We start from the raw sequence: 24,183 nt of genomic DNA, 5'->3' as shown, positions 1-24,183 counted from the left end.
GGTCACCTGCCTGACTGCGTCTTGCAGGCAGGGATGGAATTCGCAAATAGTCATCCCCCTGTTTTAGGAAAATTTGCTCATGCTCGTTTCATCTAATATATTTTTGTAGAATAAATTTTATAACGAAATCAGCGTAAATTTATAGATAAGAAGTTGTAAAGCAAAATATTTAAAAGTTAAAACCTACTTTCGATTCTTTCTCAAAAACAACACCTTTCGGAACTTCGAATTTTGATGAAGGAATATTAATATCTGTTGAAATTTCTGTTGCAGTCATTTTTATATCCATACCCATTATGGTTATTTCTATTTTTAGGGGTATGCCTTTCCACGAATACTGTTTAACTCCATGAATATCCCAAACATCACAATCTTTACCCAGAAAATTTTCATTTGGAAGTTTATTTCCTCCGGCATCCTTTAGCATTTGTTCGCTTAGTTTTGCCAGGTCTTTTTCCTCAGGATTTATTTTCTGTAGTTTTAATATTTCGTTACTGTCGCTTTTATAGGCTTTTTTTGTATTCAGATTTATTACAGAAACTTCTTTATTGTCTAAGATTACGAGATTGTTGGTTTTTTGCGTCATACCATAAACCTCTATTGTCATATTATCGAGTTGTGCTTCTTTCATTCCCCAATTGTCAAAGTACAATTCTTTGGTACCGCTGGCTTTACCTTCATACTTGTAAACTACTTTCCCCGATTTTATATGGTATCTCTTGAATACATTATTATCGCTGGTACTGATAAATGAGACTAATGAAAGAGAGAAGAAAAACAATAAAGAGTATAAGCTTTGAGTTCGCATAACAATAATTATTATTAATATGAAAAATAAAAATAGTAATTATTATCAAAAATAAAAGTTATGAACTGTAAGAAGAATCTTATTGAAGGTGAAGTTTTGTTGAATGAAAACAAGTAAATTACTACAAAAGCGGCTATGACATAAATCGTCATGACCGCTTTTCACTAAAATAAACGAAGTTTTTAAAGTAATCAGACTACATAAAGTTATCTGATTGCTTGGGGTTATTGTTTGTCTGTCAGGAATTTATCGATTGATGTGGCAGCATCTCTCCCTTCTGATATTGCCCAAACAACCAAAGACTGGCCTCTGCGGGCATCGCCGGCAGCAAAGAATTTTTTGCGGGATGTTTTGTAGTCCTTTTGATCAGCTTTTATGTTGTTTCTTTCTGTTAGTTCCAGATTGCTGTCCTGTACAATACCTTCAATAGTTGGAGATAAGAAGCCCAGTGCCAGAAATACCAGGTCGTATTCTTCTATGATAGTACTATTTTCTACAGTTTCGAATGTTTTTTTACCATCTGTTGTAAGCCATTTAACTTCCTGCATTTCCACGGCTTCCAATTTGTCATTCCCTATGAATTTTGTGGTTTGAAGATTCCATTTTCTGTCTCCGCCTTCTTTTTGTGAGGTTGAGGTTTTTAAAGTTATCGGATATTCCGGCCATGGATTTTCCCTGGATCTTTCCATTAACGGTTCCGGAATAATATCGATCTGAGTTACCTTTTCCGCACCCTGACGAATTGCTGTTCCCAGACAGTCTGATCCTGTATCACCACCACCAATTACAAGAACCTTTTTTCCTTTAGCATCAATGCTAAGTTTTTTAGATTCTCCGGAGTTAACCTGATTTGACTGACGCAGGTACTCCATAGCAAAGTGTACACCATTTAGTTCTCTGCCTTCAACAGCTAAGTCTCTTGGTTCTTGTGCCCCAATGGTGAAAAGTACAGCGTCGTAGCTGTTATCCAAATCGTGAAGTCGAATATCTTTACCAACTTCGGTAGAAGTGATAAATTCAACACCGGCTTCTTCCATAACTTCAATACGACGTTCTATTACAGATTTCTCCAGTTTAAAATCAGGAATACCATATCGCAATAGTCCACCAACATATTTGTCTTTTTCGTAAACTGTTACATCATGTCCCGATGCGGCAAGTTTATCGGCTGCAGCCAATCCGGCCGGACCGGCACCAATAACAGCTACTTTATAACCGGTAGGCGTAACTTCTGTTGTTTTTACCCAACCGTTTTCATAGGCACTTTCTACTATTCTTTTTTCTATTTGCTTAATGCTGACAGCAGGTTGGTTTATACTTAATACACACGAAGATTCGCATGGTGCAGGACAAACTCTTCCTGTAAATTCAGGGAAGGAATTTGTTGCAAATAAATATTGTGCTGCTTTTTTCCAATCTTCATTGGCAATAGCGTCGTTAAAATCCGGAATTACATTACCCAGCGGACAACCACTATGGCAAAATGGAACTCCACAATCCATACAACGCGATGCCTGCTTTTCTAATTCTTCTTTTTTAAGAGGGATAGTAAATTCATTAAAATGAAGAATTCTCTCGCTCTTATCCTGGTAAGATTCATCTTTTCTTTCCGTAGTTAGATATGCTCCTATTATTCCCATTTTAAATATTTTCGTTTACTAGTTCATTCTTTTTCTCTTCTTCTAAAACTCTTTTATATTCATAAGGCATTACTTTTTTGAATAGTTTTATCTGATTTTCAAAATCAGCTAAAAACTCTTTAGCCTTTGGACTTCCTGTAAGTTCAAGATGTTTTTCGCTTTGTTCTTTTATATAATTAATTTCACTGTCAGATAAAATTTCTAAAGCTACATCAGCAGGATTTAGTCTGCGTTCAAGTTTGTCGTATTTATCGTAAACATAAGCAATACCACCTGTCATACCGGCAGCAAAGTTTCTGCCCGTTCTTCCAAGTATAATTACTTTACCTCCTGTCATATATTCGCAACCATGGGCACCAACACCTTCAACATAAATATTTACACCTGAATTACGAACAGCAAAACGCTCACCTGCAGGACCTGCTATGTATGAATCTCCGAAAATAGCACCATAAAAAGCGACATTACCAATTGTTATTTCATTATCGTCGCGGGTGTATGAGTAAGGTTTTATTATTATTTGTGCTCCTGACAGGCCTTTCCCGACATAATCGTTAGCCTCGCCTATTAGCGTTAAGTTTAATCCTTTAATAGCGAAGGCACCAAAGCTTTGACCTATAGAACCATTAAATGTTAAATTTATAGGAGAAGATGGTCCGTTTTTACCAAACTTGTGGTAGAGCTCGTGCGATAAATATGTACCAACGGCCCTGTCTGTATTAAGAACGTCGGTAGAGTGATTAACGGTTTTATCTAATGTTATTTCATTCTTGATTTTATTCCAGATTACCCGGTCGAGGTTATCTGCCGATTGGTGAATTTTACTAATCTGATTGCTGAATTTTGGATATGCTTCAAGCATAGAATCAAGATTTATTCTACTGTGTTTCCAGTGATGAATTTCTTTTTTCTGGCGTAATACCTGAGCTTGCCCCACCATCTCATCAACAGTTCTAAAGCCTAACAATGCCATGTGTTCGCGCATATCGTTTGCCAGGAAAGTAAAGAAGTTTACAAGATGTTCTACTTTTCCGGCAAACATTTTTCTCAGTTCAGGTCTTTGAGTTGCAATACCTACTGAGCATGTATTCTGATGACATTTTCGCTGCATAACACAACCTTCAACAATAAGTGCTGCAGTAGCAATACCCCATTCTTCTGCTCCTAAAAGTGTAGCAATGGCTAAATCTTTACCGGTACGTAATTGTCCGTCGGTTTGAAGAGTAATTCTTTTTCTCAGCTGGTTTTTAACCAGTGTTTGATGAGTTTCCGAAAGTCCCATTTCCCATGGTAATCCCGCGTGATAGATAGAACTTAGCGGAGCTGCACCTGTACCACCGTCAAAGCCCGAAACTAATATTGCTTCAGCCTGTGCTTTTGCAACACCTGCAGCAACAGTTCCAACACCTGTTTCAGATACCAATTTTACATTGATACGGGCTTTAGGGTTCGAATTTTTCAGATCATATATTAGCTGGGCTAAATCCTCGATAGAATAAATATCGTGATGTGGAGGAGGTGAAATTAAACCAACTCCTTTTGTAGAGTTTCTTGTTTTTGCAATCCAATCATCAACTTTATGTCCCGGTAAATGACCTCCTTCCCCTGGTTTTGCTCCTTGTGCTATCTTTATCTGAAGTTCATCGGCTTGATTCAAATATTCTATTGAGACACCAAATCTACCAGAGGCTATTTGTTTTGTAGCTGATCTTTCTGATATTTCACCCTCTTTTGTGATATATCTTCTTTCGTCTTCACCACCTTCACCACTGTTTGATTTGCCTCCAATAAGGTTCATTGCTTTGGCAAGAGTGGTATGGGCTTCGTAAGAAATTGATCCGAATGACATAGCTCCGGTTACGAATCGTTTTAATATATTTTCTACGGGTTCTACTTCTTCAATTGGAATAGATACACGATGTTTGAATTCCAGTAAACTTCTTAGGGTTATAGCACCTTTATCGCTTTGCTCATTTATCAGATTAGCATACTCTTTGTATGTATTGTAATCGTTTAGTCGGGATGATTTTTGAAGCTTAGCTATTACTTCGGGAGTGAATAAATGACGTTCGCCTTCTCTTCTCCATGAAAAAACACCACCCAGCGGAAGGTTGAATTTGATGTTTGGATTATAAGCCCTGTTGTGTTTGTTCAGAACTTCCCGTCCAATATCATAATAGCTCAGGCCGCCAATTCTGCTAACTGTTCCGGTAAATGAATTTTCTACAACCTCGTTTGATAATCCGATTATTTCAAAAATTTGTGCACCGTGATACGATTGTAATGTAGAGATTCCCATTTTTGCAAAAATCTTTAATAAACCGGCATTAATCGATTTTATAAAATTTGCTCTTCGCTCGGTAAATTCAATGTCTACATCTAAATGTTTGATACTTGCAAAAGCCAAATACGGGTTAATCGCAGTAGCTCCATATCCGATTAGAGTGGCGAAATGGTGTGTTTCGTATATATCTGCTGCTTCAACAATAAGGCCAACACGCACACGGTGTCTGTTACGAACAAGGTGGTGATGTATTGTCCCCAGCGCTAATAGCGAAGGAATTGAAGCATAATTGATGTTTGCATTTCTGTCTGAAAGTATCAATAAGTTTGATTCTTCATCTAATATTGCTTCGTCAACTTGTTTGCAGATATCATCAAGTGCATTTTTCAATGCATCTTTCTCTCCGGTATTCTTAAATGTAATATCAATTACTTTTGATCTGAAATCTTGTGGCGGAAGCTTCTTTATTCTTTCTAATTCTTCGTTAGTAAGAATAGGCTGATCCAAAGAAATTTGTTTACAGTGTCGAGGCGATTCAGATAGTATATTGTAGGTTTTACCGATACTTGTATTCAATGCCATTACCGATTTTTCTCTGATAGGGTCGATAGGCGGGTTAGATACCTGAGCAAATAATTGTTTGAAATAATGGCTTAAATGCGGATTCTTTTCCGAAAGAACGGCTAATGGAATATCGCTACCCATTGAACCAATAGGTTCTTTGGCATTTAAACTCATTGGTTTTAGTATTCTTTCCAGAACTTCACGTGTATAACCGTTTGCAACCTGTCGGTGTTTAAGTTCTTTTTTCGATATAAATATTAAACCTTCTTTTGCACGTTTAAGGTCATCGATATGTTTTTCGTTAACCTCCAGCCATTTTTTATAAGGTTTTCTTGTAGAGATGTCGTTTTTAATTTCTTCATCTTCAAGAATTTTTCCTTGTTTGAAATCAACTAAAAACAGTTTTCCAGCCTGTAAACGACCTCTTTTTAGTACTTCCTCATCCTTAATTTTTAAGGTGCCTGCCTCACTGGCCATAATTACATGGTTGTCTTTTGTAACCAGATATCGCGATGGACGTAAACCATTACGGTCTAAAGTAGCACCTATTGAGTTTCCATCGGTAAAACTTAATGAAGCAGGGCCATCCCAAGGCTCCATAATAGATGCGTGGTATTGATAGAAGGCTTTCAGCTCTTCATCCATTTTGCCGTCGTTTTGCCAGGCTTCAGGAACAAGCATCATTAATACATGTGCCAATGAACGACCTCCTAGTACAAGAAGTTCGATAATGTTATCCAGGTTTGCTGAATCTGAATTACTTGGATTAACGATAGGTTTTATCATTTCCAGTTCTTCCCTGGTAAATAGAGAAGACTCCAGAAGATTCTGGTAAGACTTCATCCAGTTCACATTTCCTTTAATGGTGTTTATTTCACCGTTATGGGCAATGTAGCGAAATGGTTGAGCCAGTTTCCATTTTGGAAAAGTATTTGTAGAAAAACGAGAGTGTACCATCGCAAACCCCGCTTTCATGTTCTCATCTCTAAGGTCTTCGTAGTATTCTTTTAGTTGAGGAGTTGTAAATTGACCTTTGAAACCTATTACTTTAGAAGAGAAAGTTGTAACATAATATTCTCCGTCTTCTAAATCAACTTCTTTGCCAATAGCATGGGCTGATGATTTTCTTAGTACAAATAGTTTGCGCTCTAAAGCATCCTGATCAATATCTTCTTTTGCTTCTACGATAACCTGTACAGCTCGTGGTTCTGTACTTAAAGCGGCTTCCCCCAGGGTAGAGTTATCAATAGGAACATCTCTGTAGCCCAATAAGACTAAGCCTGTTTTATTGATATATTCATTAAGTATATTTCTACATTGTTGGCGCTTGAATTTGTCGGCAGGAAAAAATACCATTCCAACACCATATTTACCTTTATTAGGTAGTTCAATTCCCAATGGAATAGATTTCTTTTTGAAAAATGAATGAGGTAACTGAATTAATATCCCGGCTCCATCTCCTGATTTTTCATCAACAGACTGTCCACCTCTGTGTTCCATGTTTTCGAGCATTGTAAGTGCTCTATTTATAATTTTATGTGACGGTTTTGCTTTTAAGTGAGAAATAAATCCAATACCACATGCGTCATGTTCCATTTCAGGAACATACATTCCAAATCGTTTACTCATAGAAATTTTATTATAGTAATAATATAGTCGATATTATGTGTGTGACTTTACAGATTGTAATGAAAATACCGATAAGTGTAATAGTGTAAAACTAAAATTGTGATGTGAATATATAGCTATAATTTGATGAATGCAATTTTGACCTATGTTTTTGTCTTTTTATAAATTAGATAAGTGTATTATTGACAATTTGTTAAAATTATTTGTGAAAAATTGAGATTTGTATATTGGTTTGCGGTGTGAATAATGCTTTTGAAGAAAAAAAACAAGGGGATTATGTCTTTTTTACATGTTTTAAATCGGTAGTACTGTAGTAAAAACAGGGGGTGTGTAGTAATAAAGTGTAATTTTTCAGTTGTATGGCTGAAAATGTTTTTATGTGCTGTTTCTTTTTTTTTTTTGAATGGTACTGTCAGGAAAATTATAAACAGTAATATTTATTAAATAAAAAGCCAGCTTAGTATTTGTGTCAGATATTCGCCATATCCTCTTTCACCATCTGGGTAAGCTCTAAATGAGATTTTTTAATTGTAATATCGCCATCTTTAATATGAGAAATTTCTCCGGTTTCTTCCGATACAACGAGGCAAACAGAATCGGTGTTTTCGGTAATCCCGATTGCTGCTCTATGGCGAAGGCCTAATCTTGACGGAATATTATGTGAAGATGAAACAGGTAGAATTACACGGGTAGCTAAAATCAGGTTTTTAGATATTATAATTGCGCCATCGTGTAAGGGAGAGTTTTTATAAAAAATACTTTCGATTATAGGTTGGTTGACCTCTGCATTCATTTTATCACCGGTGCTATTGATTAAGAACTCGAGTTTATTATTTCGCTCCAGAACTATTAGCGCACCAGTTTTTGTTTTACCCATCGAAACACAGGCGGAGATTATTGCATCCACATCTGTACGAAGAATCTGTTCTTCTTTAAAAAAGCGAAGTTGTTTAAAAAAACTTTGACGGGATTTTAAATTCGCGGAGCCTATAAATAACAGGAATTTCCTTATTTCCTGTTGGAATACAATTACTAATGCAAGAACTCCAAGCCCAATGAATTGCCCTAAAATTTCGCTCAACATCTCCATTTTCAGGGCTTTTACTATTTGCCATACGAGGTAAATAGCCGTAACCCCAATGAATATATTGATTGCAACAGTTCCCCTTGCAAGTTTATAGAGCTGATACATGAATAATGCAACCAGCAGTATATCTAAAAGGTCGAGAAATCTTAAATCTAAAAAATCCAATTCTGTGATTTATTGTTTGAAGTAAAAATATAAATATTAATCATTAATTGAATTAAGAATTAATAATTTTTTGAAAAAGTGTTATTGCCTGTTTTGCCTCTTTCACATCGTGAACTCTTAAAATTTGAGTTCCTTTTGTCAGGGCAATGGTATTTAAAACCGTGGTTCCGTTAAGAGCGTCTTCGGGTTTTGTACTTAATACCCTGTTTATCATTGATTTTCGCGAAACTCCCGTAAGTATTGGAAGTCCGGTGTTATGCAATAATTCAAATTTGTTTAGTATTTCATAATTGTGTTCAACTGTTTTTCCGAAGCCAAAGCCGGGATCAAGTATAATATCATTCACATTAAGTTGATGGAGTCGGTTTATCTTTTCTGAAAAATAATATAGTATTTCTGTCATTATATCTGAATATACGGGATCGGTCTGCATGTTTTGCGGAGTACCTTTCATGTGCATTGCAATATATGGCACTTTTAGTCCGGCAACAGTTTCGAACATTTTTGCATCCATTTCGCCGGCCGAAATATCGTTTATTATTCCCGCTCCCGTCTTAACGGATTTCTCGGCTACTTTAGCTCTAAAAGTATCTATTGAAATTGCCAGATCGGGAAAATTTTCATGGATGATTTCTATTACCGGAAGAACTCTTTCAACTTCTTCCTGTTCCGAAATATGTTTGGCACCCGGCCTTGAAGAATATCCTCCAATGTCGACTATGTCCATTCCGTCGTTTATCATAGACTTAACCTGCTTGATGATTATATCATTTTCATCAAAACGACTCTTTGAATAGAACGAATCGGGAGTGATGTTTAATATTCCCATCACTTTTGGTGTAGACAGGTCTAGCAGTTTACCATTTACATTAATTGATGTTTTTGACATAGGATTTATAAGTTGCAAGTTGCAAGATACAGGTTTGTACGACTTGTAAGCTGTAATCAAAAAATTTTAACAAAAGTAAGCTAAAAAGCCTAATGTATGAATATGTAAAAAATGTATATTAGCAATCTAGATTAAATGATTTATAACAGTTGATAATGACCAAATTACAGAAAACATCACATCAGTTTCAGACAATATTAGATAAGTGTGCAGTTTTATTCGAAAAAAAACTGGAAGATTATGGTCCGGCCTGGCGAATATTAAGGCTACCTTCATTAACCGATCAGATATTTATTAAGGCAAACAGAACCAGAAGCATCCAGAATAATGCTGTTCAGAAAATAGACGAGTCGGAAGAAGGGGAGTTTATTGCTATTGTAAACTATTCTGCAATTGCTTTAGTTCAGATTCAGGAGGGTATAGCAGATCAGGTAGATATGGAGCCAAAAAAAGCTTTAGAATTATATAAAGCCGCTCTGCAAAGCGGAAAAAAACTGATGGAGGATAAAAATCACGATTATGGTGAGGCCTGGCGCGATATGCGTATCAGCTCATTGACAGATCTGATTCTTCAAAAAATATTAAGAGTAAAACAAATTGAAGATAATCAGGGTGTAACTCAGGTATCGGAAGGTATTGATGCAAATTATTTGGATATGATGAATTACGCAGTTTTTGCTTTGATACAAATGGAAGAGGAGAGAAATCCGGAGTTTTAGTTCAAAAATTAGATATCATAAGTCATAAATCATAAATCCAAAATTCCCATGACTAAATTAATTCAATACGTATTAGGTGTAATATTAATGATTTCCGGTTTTGTAAAGCTTAACGATCCTTTGGGGTTTGCTTATAAGCTGGAAGAGTATTATTCTGCCGATGTTTTGGATTTACCATTCTTCATGAAATACGCTTTTGCAAACGGTTTTATGGTTTCTTTGGTAGAGGTGATTTTAGGAGTGGCAATTATATTTGGCTGGAGGATTGTACAAACTTTGCTTTTGTCTATCGCAATGTTTGTTTTCTTTGGTTTTCTAACATTTTACTCTGCCTATTTTGATAAAGTAACCGATTGTGGTTGTTTTGGCGATGCAATTCATTTTACTCCCTGGCAGTCGTTTGGAAAGGATATGGTTTTATTGACAATGACCATGTTCCTGTGGTTTAGACGAAAGCATATTAATAAAAAACAATTTGCTGTGTTAGCCGAAGTTGTAATCATTGTTATAGGTTCGTCAGTAGCTTTATATTCAATAAGTAATTTGCCGATAATTGATTTCAGACCCTACAAAATCGGAGCAAATATTCCTGAGTTGATGGAGATTCCCGAAGGAGCTGCTAAAGATGTTTATGAAGAAACATGGTTTTATAGAGTTGAAGGAGAAGTAAAAGAGTTTTCAACCGATGAGAACCCATGGGATATTGAGGGGGCAGAATATGTAGATAGAGAAACAAAGCTGATAAGTAAGGGGTACGAATCGCCAATACACGATTTTTCATTGACTATGGGAGGAGATGATTTTACTGATGAAATTTTAGCTTATCAAAATGTTTTGTGCATAGTTTCGCTTGACCTGAGGCTTGATGATGAAATGATAAATAGAATAAAAGAACTTGTAAAAAGTGAAGAAAAGGTGATTGTTATTTCACCGTCACCGGATGAAGATGTTGTTGCCTTTAAAGAAAATATGGGTGGAAATATAAGTGTTTACAGTATAGATAATATCACGTGTAAAACCATTATTAGAGCTAATCCTGGTGTTTTGAGATTGAAAAAAGGAGTAGTGGCCGAAAAGTATGCGTTATAGTATAGTAACCTAATTCCCTTTCAGGATATTGAGTTAGAATTACAAAAAACTCCCATAATAAATAATCAGCTTACAAAAAGGAATAAAAATAAAGTGTAAATACTTTCAAATTGCACTTAGTTTATATATTTGCAAAAAATAGGAAACAATGAGAAGAAAAATCGTTGCAGGAAACTGGAAAATGAATAACGACATCAACCAAGGTTTGTCGTTAGTTAAAGAATTAGCAATAGAAGTAGCAGAGAAAAAGCCTGTTGCTGAGGTTGTAGTATCACCTTCATTTGTAAACCTTGCTGGTGTTGTAAGCGAACTAAAAGATTCAAAAATTGAGGTAGCAGCTCAAAATATGAATGAGAATACGAATGGAGCTTATACAGGTGAGATTGCAGGAGATATGCTTACGGCAATTGGTGTTGAAAAAGTTATTTTAGGTCACTCTGAGCGTCGTGCAATTTATGGCGAAACAGATGAGCTTTTGGCTAAAAAGACTGATGCTGCATTAGCAAACAATATGGAAGTAATTTTCTGTATAGGTGAGCTTTTAGAGGAAAGAAAATCAGGAAGTCATTTTGGTGTTGTTGCTGAGCAGGTAGAAAAAGGTCTTTTCCACCTTGAAGCAAGTGCTTTTGATAAGATTGTTTTGGCCTATGAGCCTGTTTGGGCAATTGGAACAGGAGAAACAGCTTCACCTGAGCAAGCGCAGGAAATGCACGCACACATCCGTAAGGTTGTAGATGCAAAATACGGTGCAGAAGTTGCTGCAAAACTTCCAATTTTATACGGTGGTTCTGTAAAACCGGGAAATGCTAAAGAGATCTTTTCAAAAGAAGATGTTGATGGTGGTTTAATCGGTGGTGCAGCATTGAAATCTGAAGATTTTATGGCTATCGTTACTGCTTTTGAATAGTAAAACTTCAAAATATAATTTTTTATGCAAAGGAACCGTCTCGGTTCCTTTGTTTTTTTTATAAGTTTCGTAATTTGGTGTTCGTAAATAAGATTGAAATTAATTATTTGTTTGATGAAGATTGTAAGTATTGAATTCTAATAGGATTTAATACAATTTATATCAGATAAAAAAATACTTAATAAGGTGGAATATTTAGAGTTTAAGTTTACAGTTAGTCCTTTAGAGCCCTGGAAGGATGTTTTGGAAGCAGAATTAGGAGCAGTGGGATTTGAGAGTTTCATAGATACAGAGGATGGGGTTTTAGCTTATATTCAAACAGAACTCTATGATGAAAACAGTTTTGCCGAAATATCCGTTTTAGGCAATGGCTTGTGCGAAATAAATTATGAAAAAAATAAGGTAAAACCTCATAACTGGAATGAAGAGTGGGAAAAAAACTTTTCACCGATAAATGTTGATAACCGTTGTGTGATAAGAGCACCCTTTCACGAAAAGACAAATGCGGAATATGAAATAGTTATAGAACCCAAAATGTCGTTCGGTACGGGGCACCACGAAACTACCCATTTGATGGTTAGTTATATATTGGATATGGATGTTGAGGGGAAAACAGTTATGGACATGGGTTGCGGAACTGGAATTTTAGCACTTTTGGCTGCCAAGAAAGGTGCTGCAAAGGTTGATGCTGTTGATATAGATGACTGGGCCTATGAAAATACTGTTGAAAATGCTGAGCGAAATGGTGTAGCTTTTATTAATGCAGCCATGGGTGATGCCGGCTTTTTGAAGAAGGAAAAGGTATATGATTTGTTCATTGCTAATATCAATCGTAATATATTGATTAATGATATGTCGAAATATGCAATGTCTATAAAATCCGGTGGAGAAATATTGCTGAGTGGTTTTTATGTAAATGATATTGATTTTTTATTGGCTGAAACCGAGAAATATGATTTTGAACTGCAGGAGAGAAGAGAAAAGAACTCATGGGCATCATTGAGGCTGAAGAAAAAATAGAGATACAGTCAATAGAAAAAGTAAAATAATTTTTAGAAGAGTAAAGATTACATATAATTAGCACCTAACCAATAAATAAATCTTAAATGAAAAAAAGCTTAATAATTTTTCTTTTGTTAATAGGTCAACTTTTAACTGCACAGGAAAAGGGAAAAACCACCTTAGCTCCCGGAGAATTCGAGTCGGAGTTAATCGAATTTTTTAGTGTAAAAAATAAATTCGGGGAAAAGGCAGCAATGCAGTTTATTGATGATTTCGATGAGTATAAAGAGGCGAATCAGGTCTTGATACTGGGGATTTTGAATAAAATGAAAAGTGCCGGGATAAAGGATTTCGAATATTATGATCAATTTCTAAAATCTGCAGTTCTTATTGATGAATTTAGTAAGGGAAGTAATCAAAGTACATATTCGTGGTTAAAGGCTTATGGAAAACACTTAGATGAGATAAAAGGAATCCGGGCCGATAGGGAGAAGTTTATTGAATCGAACTATAATGTTTTATCTGCGTCTTTGCTCAATCCTAAAGGAAAAATAAATTGGTTTGTATCAGATACTTTGGGAGGTTTAAAGTACGATTCCTCGGAGTTGATCAGATATTCATTTTCAAATACTGATTTGAAATGTGGGGTTGGGAGAGATAGTTTAAAAATATATGAAGTTAACGGGGCTTTTATTCCTGCTGAGCAAATAATTCAGGTTGATGAGGCAAAAATATACTGGAATTCGAAATATTATTCAAGAGACTCACTTTATGTAAGTGCTAAAAACTTCAAGATAAATGTTGGTGAAAATGGATTTACTGCTGATTCAGTTGCACTAAGCAGCGATTACTTCATTAAGAAAAAAATTATCGGACAATTAACCGATAGAGTAGAATCAGGTAGTGCAGAAAAAGAGGTGTATCCTATCTTTAATAGTTATACAACAGATTATTATTTTAAAGATATAGTTAAAGGAGTTGATTACAATGGAGGTTTGATGGTTAGGGGTAATACTTTCTACGGTGTAGGTGGAGAGGATCACAGTGCGTTTTTGTTTTATAAAAAATCAAATAAAAAAGCCATTACTTTAAGTTCTAAAGGTTTTATCTTTTATAGAGACAGATTTGTTTCCAGTCAGTCGGATGTTAGTATAGCATTAAAGGAAGACTCTATCTATCATCCTGAAATTGCATTTAATTATGATATTCTCAATGAGAAATTAATTGTAAGGAAGAATAATAACAGATTATCTCAATCTTCATATTCCAATTCTTTTAACAACCTTGATATGTACCTCAAGAGTTTTGCGTGGAAAAGAGACAGCAGTAAATTGTTTTTTACGACTGAAGATTATGTAGATGTACCATTTGTGTCGAACAAGTATTACGAAAAGGAAATTTTTAAACAATTTCAGGGAACAAACAATGTGAATCCTCTTATCAAGCTTCGTGATATGTACGATTACTATGAAGGTATGACTTACTTTCCTATAGAGTTGGTTGCAACTTATATGAGAATGCCAAAGAAGTATGCTTCTCATTTATTAATGGAGCTTGGTGCGTTAGGATATGTTTATGTAGAAACTGATTTGGACAGAGTACGTTTTAGTGAGAAGTTTTTGAATGTAGTAGATGCGCACAAGAAAAAGATAGACTATGATGTTATAACTTTTCAAACCCCGGAAGGAAAACCTACAAAAGGAACTATCGATCTTGATAACGGAGAAATACTAATTCTTGGAATTAGCCGCGTAAACCTTTCTAACGAGAAACGTGTATCGGTATTTCCGAGTGACTCTTTAACTGTGCTTCAAAATCTGTATTTCAAATTTAACGGTAATATTAATGTAGGGAATTACGAGTTTGAAGGAAGTGATTATAATTTTAATTATGATGATTTTACTGTTGTAATGAATGGTAATCAGAGAATGTCATTCTATGTGCCTTCCTGGAAAAGGAATAATGACGGAAAGTTTTACTATGTTAAAGTAAGAAATCAGATAGATTCGCTTAAAGGGGAATTGTTTATTGATGACCCGGGGAATAAGTCCGGAAAATTGAGACTAGCACAATATCCAATTTTTAAAAACACGAAAGACGCCTTTGTTTTTTATGATTTACCCGAAATAAAAGATAGCGTTTATAAAAGAGATGAGCTTTATGTAAAACTGGATCCTTTTGAATTGGATTCATTGAATGCTATTAGTTCAAGGATGGTACAGTTTCCGGGAGTTGTACATGCAAATGGAATTTTTCCAGAATTCAAATATGATTTGAAGGTTCAGGAGGATTACTCGCTTGGTTTTATTTATGACACCGAAATTGAAGGTATAGAGCTGTATAAACAAGGGGTGTTTAATGATGAAATTACTTTGAACATGCAGGGCTTGAATGGGCGGGGCCGGGTTAGTTACCTCTCTTCACAGTTTGAGTCTACAAATGTTGAGTTCTACCCTGATTCTCTCATGTGTGTGGCGTCTGGTTTTAATGTTGATAAAATAAAAACCGAGAAATTGAGTACTCCAACAGTATCGGCCGATTCGGTTTATGTGTTTTGGAAACCAAATTCTGATAGCCTTACAATATCGTTGTTGGACAAACCTTTTGTGATGTATGACGGTATATTGACAAGTACAGGGAAATTAAATTTCTCAGGTAGTAAACTTACCGGTAGTGGTAATGTTTCTTTTGAAACTGCAGATATTAATAGTGATTATTATAATTTCTATGCGGATTATTTTGAGGGATATGGTTTAGATTTCAATTTGAGAGAAAATATAGATTCTCCTTCTGAGTTTGGAGTTATCAATTCATATGGTAAAGTAGACTTAGCGAATAGAAAAGGACATTTCCTGTTGGAGGAAAACAATGCTACTGTTGAATTTATTTCAAATAAATATGAAGCATATATCGATAATGTTGTTTGGAATATTGATGATAAAACAGTTGATTTAAAAAGTACGAACATAGAAAAGATACCTTGGTTTGTTTCCTTAGATCCAACACAGGATTCACTGAGGTTTCAGGCTAAGATTGCAAGTTATAGTTTAATTACCAATGAGATCAAGGCGTCTTATCTTGAAGGAATTGAAGTTGCTGATGCATTGATTTATCCTGACAGCCTGAAGCTTGTTGTTATGGAGAATGGATGGATGGAAGGTTTCGAAAATGCTAAAGTGAAGATTGGTGTCGGTAGAAACGAACATGTTTTGGAAAAGGCAAGTGTTGTGATAGAGTCGTCAGATAAATTTAGCGGTAGTGCCGATTACTTCTATAAAGATATAGACGGTATAAAACATCCAATTCATTTCGGGCAGCTTTATGTTGATAGCCAGACTAACACATCTATTGGTGTTGGAGAGTTAATGTTTGAAGAAGAATTTATGCTTAACCCGTATTTTAGCTTTAATGGAAAAGTTGAAGTATCCGGCGAATCTAATTTTTTAAAGTTTAAAGGATATTCAGGTATTCAAAATTATTGTGATAACATAGAAACCGGAGAGGTGCCTATTTATGATAATGTTGATCCTAAGAATGTAAGAGTTCAAATTGAAAACTTTGAAGATCAGTCTAGGTATTCATTTATATACAATGGGATCTATGCTGTTGATAGTTCGTATTCTGCAGCCTTTTTATCAACCGACAGGAGTTTGATAGATGTTGATTTTATTTCGGCAAAAGGTCGAATTTCTTACGATGAACCGGAAGCATGTTATGTTATCGGGGGAGATACAATAAACAATATTGTTGAAAATGAAGTTAGGTTCTATAACGATGAGTGTAGGTTGGGAGCTAGTGGGGAAATGAAATTCTATAATCCTGATCAGGTGATTGATGTAAGAGCATTTGGAAATGTTGATTATGATATGAATTCAGAAGAAATGAAAGCAGAGCTGGTGCTAGGTATGAATTTTGAATTTAACGAGTCAATAATGGATGCGATTAGGCGGGATTTAGAATTAGCCGGCTCCAAAGGGGTAATAGATAAAGAATCTGATCTGCAGAAAATGGCTTTCTCAAGGTTGTTGAATAAACCGGTTGAAGAAAAGCCTGAAGGTGGCTTATTTGAATTTGGACAAAAACTTCCAAAAGATCTTCAGTTTAGTATATTGCTGAGTGATATGAATTTTGATTGGGATTCGGAACAAAATTTATTCTTATCAGAACAGAATATTAGTGTACAAAATTTCAATGGTGGTATCATTAATAAGGTTTTTAATGGTAGAGTTGAGATTAATAAACGACGTGGAGGTGATGAATATACCATATATATTGTTTCTCAAAATGGTAAATATTACTATTTCAGATATAGAGATAATGTGTTGGATTTCTATACTAACCAGAAACTGATAATGGATATGTTTGATGCGATAGAAGAAGAGGATAGGTCGTATGAGGTAAACGATATTAAATATCGATTTAAAAAAGCATCACGTTTAAAAGTTAAAACATTCCAGCAAAAGTATATTTAGAAAAGTCTGGTTCTTTTGCCAAAATATAAATAAGTGAAATAGGGCTGTCTTAGTTTAAACTAAGACAGCCTTTTTAATTGTATAATTTATGTACATATAGTGCTTATCCTTTATTGTAAGTAATACCATCTACAAGTTAAATTTACCGCAATAAAACGAATATTTTTACCTTATTCATCAAAATAAAATTTAACCGTCTAGGCTGAGCCAAGATGCTGAAATTTTAGTTCACGAACTTTAATTTTTAAAGGTGTTCATGAATCGCTACGCTTATTTCTTTTTCAACTAAGGCAAAAATCTCCTACTTTATTTTGCAGTAAATTTAAAGTGTAAATGGTATAATTCAACCAATATTATATTATTGTAATTGTTAATTCATTACTTTTGCCAAGTAGTAAAAATATTTTTATGTCACCAAGCGAAAAAACTTTAGAAAAGCTTTCTTCAAAAACGAAAAAAGAGAATAAACATCAGATTATTTTGTTTAATGATGATGTGAATACCTTTGAGTTTGTGATTGAGGCTTTGATAAGTGTTTGTGAACACGATCTTGAACAAGCTGAGCAATGTGCTATGATAACTCATTATAACGGGAAATGTGGAGTGAAATCCGGTAGTATGAAATACCTTAAACCCCGTTATAATAAGCTGTTACAGTTAGGCCTTTCTGCCACTATAAAATAATTTCAAAAAAATACTGCAATATATTTTCTAAAATCAATAATAACTTTACCTTTGCATCCGCAAAACAATAAGGCCTCGTGGCGCAACTGAATAGCGCATCTGATTACGGCTCAGAAGGTTACAGGTTTGAATCCTGTCGAGGTCACAAATAAATGTAAAAATAGTTTTTTCTACTTTTTTTGCATTTTCAAAGTGGAGCTCAAGGGGTGCGAAGCAATCCTGTCGAGGTCACAAATAAGCTAAAAAGGACATGTTTTTGTTGTTTTTAGAGTTCATATTTTATTGATAGTACAAAATGGCCTCGTGGCGCAACTGAATAGCGCATCTGATTACGGCTCAGAAGGTTACAAGTTTGAATCTTGTCGAGGTCACAAATAAGCGTAAAAGCTCATTAAAACTTTTGTTTTGATGAGCTTTTTTCATTTCTAAAAACGTCAAAAGCTCGCTTTTGTAAGTTTTTAGAAATGAAAAAAGCCAAATTTATCCCCTTAGAAATTCTGTCAATATAATCAGATATACCTGTAAGGGATAAGTTTGAAGCTTTTACATTTTCAACATGGAGCTCAATCAAGATCACGAAGTAATCTTGGAAGATTGCTCCCCTCGGCTTCGCACATTGACCGTCGCTTAGTTTCTGAGCCTGTCGAAGGAAATGGCAAGGGTTACAGGTTTCATGCAAAATTACAAAGCGAAGCGATTGTAATTTCATTAATCGCTAAATAATTTAGACTAGTTAATCGTTTTTTTAGCAATTAGAGTATTTAAGATTATTTATCTCGCAAGACTTAACCAATAACAAATGAGGCTATAAATCAAAAATCATAAATACCCAAATCAATAATAATCGTATTTTTACCCTTTCAAAATTAAAAATAGATGGATTTAAAAAAATATATAAGAGATATAGATAATTTTCCAAAACCCGGAGTAGGCTTCAAGGATATTACCCCTTTATTGGATAGTAAAGAGGCATTGCACGAAGGTTTAAAAAGATTTTTATCGTTAATTGACGGAAAAAAAATAGATAAAGTTGTAGCAATGGAGTCCAGAGGTTTTTTCTTTGGACCGTTAATAGCCTACGAAATAGGAGCAGGGTTTATTCCGGTTCGTAAACCGGGTAAATTACCATACAAAACATACAGGCAGGAGTACGATTTAGAGTATGGTACAGATGTTTTGGAGATGCATATTGATGCTATTAGTCCCGGAGATAAGGTTTTGATACATGATGATGTTCTGGCTACCGGAGGAACTGCCAGGGCAGTGACTCAACTTGTTGAAAAAGCCGGAGGAGAAGTTGTACAGCTTGATTTTTTAATCGATTTAACCTTTCTGAATGGAGTTTCTAAATTAAAGGGTTATGATGTAAACTCTTTAGTACAATATTAACCTGAGTTCGATGAGAGATCTGACTACATAAGGTTATTAAGTATCCGGATTATATATTACTCTAAGGATTAAAATCTAAACATTAAGAAATAAATGGAAATAATTATTGCATTAATAATAATTGTAGTAACATCGTTTGTTATATGGAAGTCAGGAGAAGGCTTTGAGAGTGCTGCTGATTATTTGGGACGAAACCTGAGTAATGGAGTGAAGGGAGCAACAATTAATGCTATCGGGAGTTCCTTACCGGAATTGCTTACAACAATTTTCTTTTTATTTATTCTGAGGAATTCTCAGGGATTTGCTGCCGGACTTGGAACAACAGCCGGGTCAGCTGTATTTAATGTTGCAATAATTCCATTCATTGTTGGGATGTCAGTTTATTTTAAGTTTAAGAAGAGCGAATTAAGTTTTTCGAGAAAGGTTATTGTCAGAGATGGTATTGCTTTAATAATAGTAAATGTTTTACTGATTATTATGGTGAAATCCGGAGTCCTGGACGGATATAGTTTGTCGTGGATAGAAGGAGCTGCCTTGATGGGATTCTATCTTTTGTATTTGATATACTTATTTGCTACAATGGATAAAAAGGATACGGAATGTTTAGAGGAGCAGATAACTGATAAAGCCGAAATACCCAGCCGGCGTAAACGTGAAATCTTTGCATCGTTCTGGAAATTTAACTTCGAGCAGGCATTTGTAGGTCACGGTAGTATTAATAATACCCGGGCATGGCTTTTATTGTTGTTTTCAATGGCAATGATGAGTGCTGCTTGTTATGGTTTAGCCGAGGCAAGTATTATGCTGGGAGACTCGTTGGGCATTCCAATATTTATAGTTTCTGTTGTAATTGCAGCTGCAGCTACAAGTGTACCGGATACTTTTTTATCGTATAAAGATGCATCTAAGGGAAATTATGACGACTCTATTTCTAATGCTTTTGGAAGTAATGTATTTGATATTGGTTTTGCGGTTGGATTCCCGGTATTATTATTTGGTTTGATCTTTGGCGAAATAAATTTGGAAACGGAAGTTCAACGTGATATTTCAGAACTTTTGGTTTTGTTATTATTTATTACTGTAGCAGTTTTTTTGATTTTTATTTCCGGCAATAAACTTTCAATTAGTAAGGTGATAGTTGTGTTTTTGTTGTATTTATTATTCTTATTTGTTGTGTTAAGTAAGGTATTTCAAATAGGGATAGTGAATGATGTTTCGGATTTTTTATATAAAATCAGTGAATATTTTACGATATAGCAAAAAAAATAGGGGGTAGTTCTGTTGAAAGTGTAAAAATAACTTCTTTTTAGGTAAAAAATAGGCGGGGTGTTTGCTAGTTTAGATATTATTATCATATTTGCATCCGAATAAGATAATAATTACTAACACATACATATGTCTACATTTAGATTTCAGGCTTTAAGGGAGACTTTTACCCGTCAGCCGGTAAAAGTTGAGCTTTCAGAAAAGAGATTATCAGAAAGTTTTGGTGAAAACGTGTTTAATGAGCATGCAATGCTTCAATTTTTAACAAAAGAGGCTTACCAAAGTGTAATGAGTGCAACAAGAGATGGTTCTCAGATTGACCGTAAAATTGCGGATCAGGTTGCGGCCGGTATGAAAGACTGGGCTCTTTCGAAAGGTGTAAAGCATTATACTCACTGGTTTCAACCACTAACAGGAGCTACTGCCGAAAAACACGATTCTTTCTTCGAGCCTACAATGGATGGACGTGCTATTGAAAAATTCAACGGTGGATTGCTTTCTCAGCAGGAACCTGATGCATCAAGTTTTCCTAACGGAGGAATTCGTAATACTTTCGAAGCTCGTGGTTATTCTGCCTGGGATCCAACATCTCCCGCTTTTGTAATTGGGGATACACTTTGTATTCCAACTGTATTTGTTGCATATACAGGAGAGGCTTTAGATAATAAAACTCCATTATTAAGAGCTAACACTGCAATTGATAAAGCCGCAACTGAAGTAGCTAAATATTTCGATAAAAATGTTACGAAAATAACTGTTACTTTAGGTTTAGAGCAAGAGTATTTTCTGGTTGATTCAGCTTTAGTTAAATCTCGTCCCGACTTGTTGCAAACAGGTAGGACACTTCTTGGACACGCTCCTGCAAAAGGTCAGCAGTTAGACGATCATTATTTTGGATCTATTCCTGATCGTGCTATCGAGTTTATGAAAGAGGTAGAAGCAGAGTCTATTAAATTAGGTATTCCGGTAAAAACCCGTCACAACGAGGTTGCACCAAACCAGTTTGAGTTTGCTCCGGTATTTGAAGAAGTAAACCTTGCAAACGACCATAACTCTTTGTTTATGGATATCATTGAAAAAGTTGCTCGTAAGCACCACTTTAGAGCTCTTTTCCACGAAAAACCATTTGCCGGGATCAACGGATCAGGTAAACACAACAACTGGTCGTTGAGTACTGATACGGGTAAAAACCTTTTGAGCCCGGGTAAAACACCCAAGTCGAACCTTCAGTTCTTAACTTTCTTTATCAATACTATTAAAGCGGTTGGGAGATATCCTGATTTATTACGTGCTGCAATTGCTACAGCAGGAAATGATCACCGTTTGGGAGCAAACGAAGCTCCACCGGCAATTATCTCAATCTTCATCGGTTCTCAGTTAACTGAGGTTCTTGATGAGTTGGAAAATGTTACAGATGGTAAACTTTCTCCTGAAGAAAAAACTGAGTTGAAATTGAATGTTGTAGGTAAGATTCCTGAAATTTTACTTGATAATACAGATCGTAACCGTACTTCTCCATTCGCATTTACAGGAAATAAATTCGAATTCAGAGCTGTAGGATCAGATCAAAACTCTGCAGAGCCGATGACAGTTCTTAACACAATCGTAGCTCAACAGTTAAAAGAGTTTAAAGCAGAAGTTGATAAGTTGATTGAAGGTGGTCTTAAGAAAGATGATGCAATCTTTAATGTTCTTAGAGATTATATTAAGACTTCACGTCATATATTATTTGAAGGTGACGGATATTCTGATGAATGGGTGAAAGAAGCCGAAGGACGTGGGTTGAGCAATAACAAATCTACACCAACAGCTCTTAAAGCTGCTCTTACAGAGGAGACAATCAAACTTTACGGAGACAATGATGTAATGAGTAGAGTTGAGCTTGAGGCCCGTAAAGAAATACAGATGGAGGAATATGTAATGCGTATTCAGATTGAGGCACGTGTATTAGGAGATATGGCTCGTAATCACGTAATTCCAACGGCTGTAAAATATCAAAATCTGTTGATAGAGAATGTAAGAGGGTTAAAGGAAATATACGGAGATGATTTCAAATCAATTGCTGCTGAGCAATTAGATATGATTAAAGAGATTTCAAGTCGTATTTCTGTAATCAACTCTGAAATTAACAAAATGATTGAGGAGCGTAAGGTAATTAACCCTATTGAGGACATTGAAGAAAAAGCATTAAAATACTGTGGAGATGTTAAACCGTATTTCGATGTGATTAGATACCACTGTGATAAACTCGAGATTTTGATTGACGACGAAATGTGGCCATTGACAAAATACCGCGAAATGTTGTTTACAAAGTAATTTGTAATCTAAAAATAAATTTTGAATCCCTCCTGAGAAATCAGGGGGGATTTTTTTTAGAGAGGTGTTTGTGGTGAATGGTATCAAAGGTCATTTGCCAAATTTTACTCCTTTGAGCAAAGTTTTAAGAGGTATTTTGTTTTTATCATGGGGGTTAAGTAAATGCTCAAAGTCCTATATTGGGTTCAACCATAACATTGCAATGCCTTAATAAAAGAGATTATGTTTCAATGTCAGTTTTGTATCAGCAAATAACCAAAAATTATAAACAATCGTTATTTCCTATGATTTAGAGAACTGCCGTACCTGTCTGCCGACTAGGCAGGTACGAGCCCCGTACGTACTGTGGTGTGAGAGGTGCACTGGCGGTATTTTAACCGTCAGCCGTCTACTCGATTAGGCACTGCGTTTCAAGGTTATTTCTTATATTTTTGATAATATATTTGTTTTTCGGCATTTATTGTAGATTTAAATAAATGACTACTACCTTCAATCAATTTTTCAATTGCTTCAGTATGTCTTATCCAATTATTTACAGAAACAACTAAGTATGTTTTTGCTGTTTTAAAATCAATTACGTCATTTTTTACCCAAGAAATATTTTCAATATTATTCATAAATAAAAGTGATGGAATTAACTTTTTAGCAACTTTTCGTTTATTAGATTCAAGCGAAAATCGACTTTCTAAAGCTGTACTTTTAAGTGAAATATTTTTAAATAGTATTTTATCAAAAAACGATAAAAAGAAGTTTTTTTCATATAGTGAAAAATTGAATTTAGGTTCATTTATATATTCGAATCTAACTTGAAGGTATCTGTCTCTTAAATGTGATACTTTGTGGCTATCTCCTCCGGCACGATTAGTTGTCGTTAAATCGTTTATACATAATTTCACTACATTTTCACCGAGATTAAAATCAAATTCATACCTATAACTATGTTTGTCAAAAATATCATCGTAATAATATTCTTCCACAAGATTATATCCCTGATATTTTTGAAAAATTTCTTCCCAAGTTGGGTCAGGAAACAATGTATTCATACTTGAAGTTTATATTGGTTTTTTCTGCGTTGTGCCTAACATACTATATCCCCGCAAAATATAACTATATACGCTGAAGTCAAGGAAATAACCCAAACTTTTTACTTATTTTATCTGCAGGGGCTGTGTTAATTAAATATGATATAAACCTATAGCATTTATATTTATTTAAGCATGTCTGAAATCATGCTTTTTTGATAAAGTAGCTAAGTTTTGTTATTGTAAAATAT

General features: G+C 35.0%; 15 protein-coding genes and 2 tRNA genes. 11 read left to right on the top strand and 6 right to left on the bottom strand.

Annotation, left to right across the window (positions count from 1 at the left end):
- Positions 1-169 precede the first annotated feature (169 nt).
- The 5 genes from ABFR62_05470 to folP form a co-directional block, all read right to left on the bottom strand.
- On the bottom strand, positions 170-808 hold the full coding sequence (locus tag ABFR62_05470; GenBank protein MEN8137862.1) for a hypothetical protein: 639 nt from the start codon (positions 806-808) through the stop codon (positions 170-172).
- A 224-nt stretch (positions 809-1,032) separates the two neighbouring features.
- Complete coding sequence (locus ABFR62_05465; protein MEN8137861.1) at positions 1,033-2,448, bottom strand: glutamate synthase subunit beta; 1,416 nt, start codon at positions 2,446-2,448, stop codon at positions 1,033-1,035.
- 1 nt (position 2,449) lies between these two features.
- Positions 2,450-6,925, bottom strand: coding sequence for a glutamate synthase large subunit (gene gltB / locus ABFR62_05460; GenBank protein ID MEN8137860.1), 4,476 nt, complete (start codon positions 6,923-6,925; stop codon positions 2,450-2,452).
- Between the two features lie 469 nt (positions 6,926-7,394).
- Positions 7,395-8,177, bottom strand: a complete 783-nt coding sequence (gene cdaA / locus ABFR62_05455) for a diadenylate cyclase CdaA (protein MEN8137859.1) — start codon at positions 8,175-8,177, stop codon at positions 7,395-7,397.
- Between the two features lie 52 nt (positions 8,178-8,229).
- Complete coding sequence (gene folP / locus ABFR62_05450; protein MEN8137858.1) at positions 8,230-9,066, bottom strand: dihydropteroate synthase; 837 nt, start codon at positions 9,064-9,066, stop codon at positions 8,230-8,232.
- A gap of 155 nt (positions 9,067-9,221) precedes the next feature.
- Between folP and ABFR62_05445 the strand changes: the two genes are divergently transcribed.
- The 11 genes from ABFR62_05445 to ABFR62_05395 all read left to right on the top strand — a co-directional run bounded on the left by ABFR62_05445 (position 9,222) and on the right by ABFR62_05395 (position 22,910).
- Positions 9,222-9,785: a DUF1599 domain-containing protein gene (locus ABFR62_05445; GenBank protein ID MEN8137857.1), complete on the top strand. Its 564-nt coding sequence runs from the start codon at positions 9,222-9,224 to the stop codon at positions 9,783-9,785.
- Between the two features lie 48 nt (positions 9,786-9,833).
- A complete protein-coding gene (locus ABFR62_05440) occupies positions 9,834-10,874 on the top strand; it encodes a BT_3928 family protein (GenBank protein ID MEN8137856.1) in 1,041 nt (346 codons plus the stop codon).
- Positions 10,875-11,022: 148 nt separating this feature from the next.
- Positions 11,023-11,781, top strand: a complete 759-nt coding sequence (tpiA, locus tag ABFR62_05435) for a triose-phosphate isomerase (protein ID MEN8137855.1) — start codon at positions 11,023-11,025, stop codon at positions 11,779-11,781.
- Between the two features lie 186 nt (positions 11,782-11,967).
- The gene (gene prmA / locus ABFR62_05430) at positions 11,968-12,801 is read left to right on the top strand and encodes a 50S ribosomal protein L11 methyltransferase (GenBank protein ID MEN8137854.1); all 834 of its coding nucleotides are present in this window, start codon (positions 11,968-11,970) and stop codon (positions 12,799-12,801) included.
- Between the two features lie 86 nt (positions 12,802-12,887).
- Positions 12,888-17,255, top strand: coding sequence for a hypothetical protein (locus ABFR62_05425; protein MEN8137853.1), 4,368 nt, complete (start codon positions 12,888-12,890; stop codon positions 17,253-17,255).
- Between the two features lie 408 nt (positions 17,256-17,663).
- Complete coding sequence (locus tag ABFR62_05420) at positions 17,664-17,939, top strand: ATP-dependent Clp protease adaptor ClpS (GenBank protein MEN8137852.1); 276 nt, start codon at positions 17,664-17,666, stop codon at positions 17,937-17,939.
- Between the two features lie 71 nt (positions 17,940-18,010).
- A tRNA-Arg gene (locus ABFR62_05415) sits at positions 18,011-18,084 on the top strand.
- A 152-nt stretch (positions 18,085-18,236) separates the two neighbouring features.
- Positions 18,237-18,310 (top strand) — tRNA-Arg (locus ABFR62_05410).
- A 505-nt stretch (positions 18,311-18,815) separates the two neighbouring features.
- Positions 18,816-19,328, top strand: coding sequence for an adenine phosphoribosyltransferase (locus tag ABFR62_05405; protein MEN8137851.1), 513 nt, complete (start codon positions 18,816-18,818; stop codon positions 19,326-19,328).
- Positions 19,329-19,421: 93 nt separating this feature from the next.
- A complete protein-coding gene (locus ABFR62_05400; GenBank protein MEN8137850.1) occupies positions 19,422-20,585 on the top strand; it encodes a sodium:calcium antiporter in 1,164 nt (387 codons plus the stop codon).
- Between the two features lie 138 nt (positions 20,586-20,723).
- Complete coding sequence (locus tag ABFR62_05395; GenBank protein ID MEN8137849.1) at positions 20,724-22,910, top strand: glutamine synthetase III; 2,187 nt, start codon at positions 20,724-20,726, stop codon at positions 22,908-22,910.
- A 416-nt stretch (positions 22,911-23,326) separates the two neighbouring features.
- Here the strand turns inward: ABFR62_05395 and ABFR62_05390 are convergent, their stop codons facing one another.
- Positions 23,327-23,953, bottom strand: a complete 627-nt coding sequence (locus ABFR62_05390) for a hypothetical protein (protein ID MEN8137848.1) — start codon at positions 23,951-23,953, stop codon at positions 23,327-23,329.
- Between the last annotated feature and the right edge of the window lie 230 nt (positions 23,954-24,183).

This window comes from Bacteroidota bacterium (genome assembly GCA_039714315.1).
Taxonomy (GTDB): domain Bacteria; phylum Bacteroidota; class Bacteroidia; order Flavobacteriales; family JADGDT01; genus JADGDT01.
The sequence above is the reverse complement of the archived record's forward strand: the minus strand, read 5'-3'. Positions and strand labels throughout refer to the sequence as shown.

Coding starts and splice junctions, on each gene's coding strand:
- ABFR62_05470 (MEN8137862.1), bottom strand. CDS start 808: ATGCGAACTCAAAGCTTATACTCTTTATTGTTTTTCTTCTCTCTTTCA.
- ABFR62_05465 (MEN8137861.1), bottom strand. CDS start 2,448: ATGGGAATAATAGGAGCATATCTAACTACGGAAAGAAAAGATGAATCT.
- gltB (MEN8137860.1), bottom strand. CDS start 6,925: ATGAGTAAACGATTTGGAATGTATGTTCCTGAAATGGAACATGACGCA.
- folP (MEN8137858.1), bottom strand. CDS start 9,066: ATGTCAAAAACATCAATTAATGTAAATGGTAAACTGCTAGACCTGTCT.
- ABFR62_05445 (MEN8137857.1), top strand. CDS start 9,222: ATGACCAAATTACAGAAAACATCACATCAGTTTCAGACAATATTAGAT.
- ABFR62_05440 (MEN8137856.1), top strand. CDS start 9,834: ATGACTAAATTAATTCAATACGTATTAGGTGTAATATTAATGATTTCC.
- tpiA (MEN8137855.1), top strand. CDS start 11,023: ATGAGAAGAAAAATCGTTGCAGGAAACTGGAAAATGAATAACGACATC.
- ABFR62_05425 (MEN8137853.1), top strand. CDS start 12,888: ATGAAAAAAAGCTTAATAATTTTTCTTTTGTTAATAGGTCAACTTTTA.
- ABFR62_05420 (MEN8137852.1), top strand. CDS start 17,664: ATGTCACCAAGCGAAAAAACTTTAGAAAAGCTTTCTTCAAAAACGAAA.
- ABFR62_05405 (MEN8137851.1), top strand. CDS start 18,816: ATGGATTTAAAAAAATATATAAGAGATATAGATAATTTTCCAAAACCC.
- ABFR62_05400 (MEN8137850.1), top strand. CDS start 19,422: ATGGAAATAATTATTGCATTAATAATAATTGTAGTAACATCGTTTGTT.
- ABFR62_05395 (MEN8137849.1), top strand. CDS start 20,724: ATGTCTACATTTAGATTTCAGGCTTTAAGGGAGACTTTTACCCGTCAG.
- ABFR62_05390 (MEN8137848.1), bottom strand. CDS start 23,953: ATGAATACATTGTTTCCTGACCCAACTTGGGAAGAAATTTTTCAAAAA.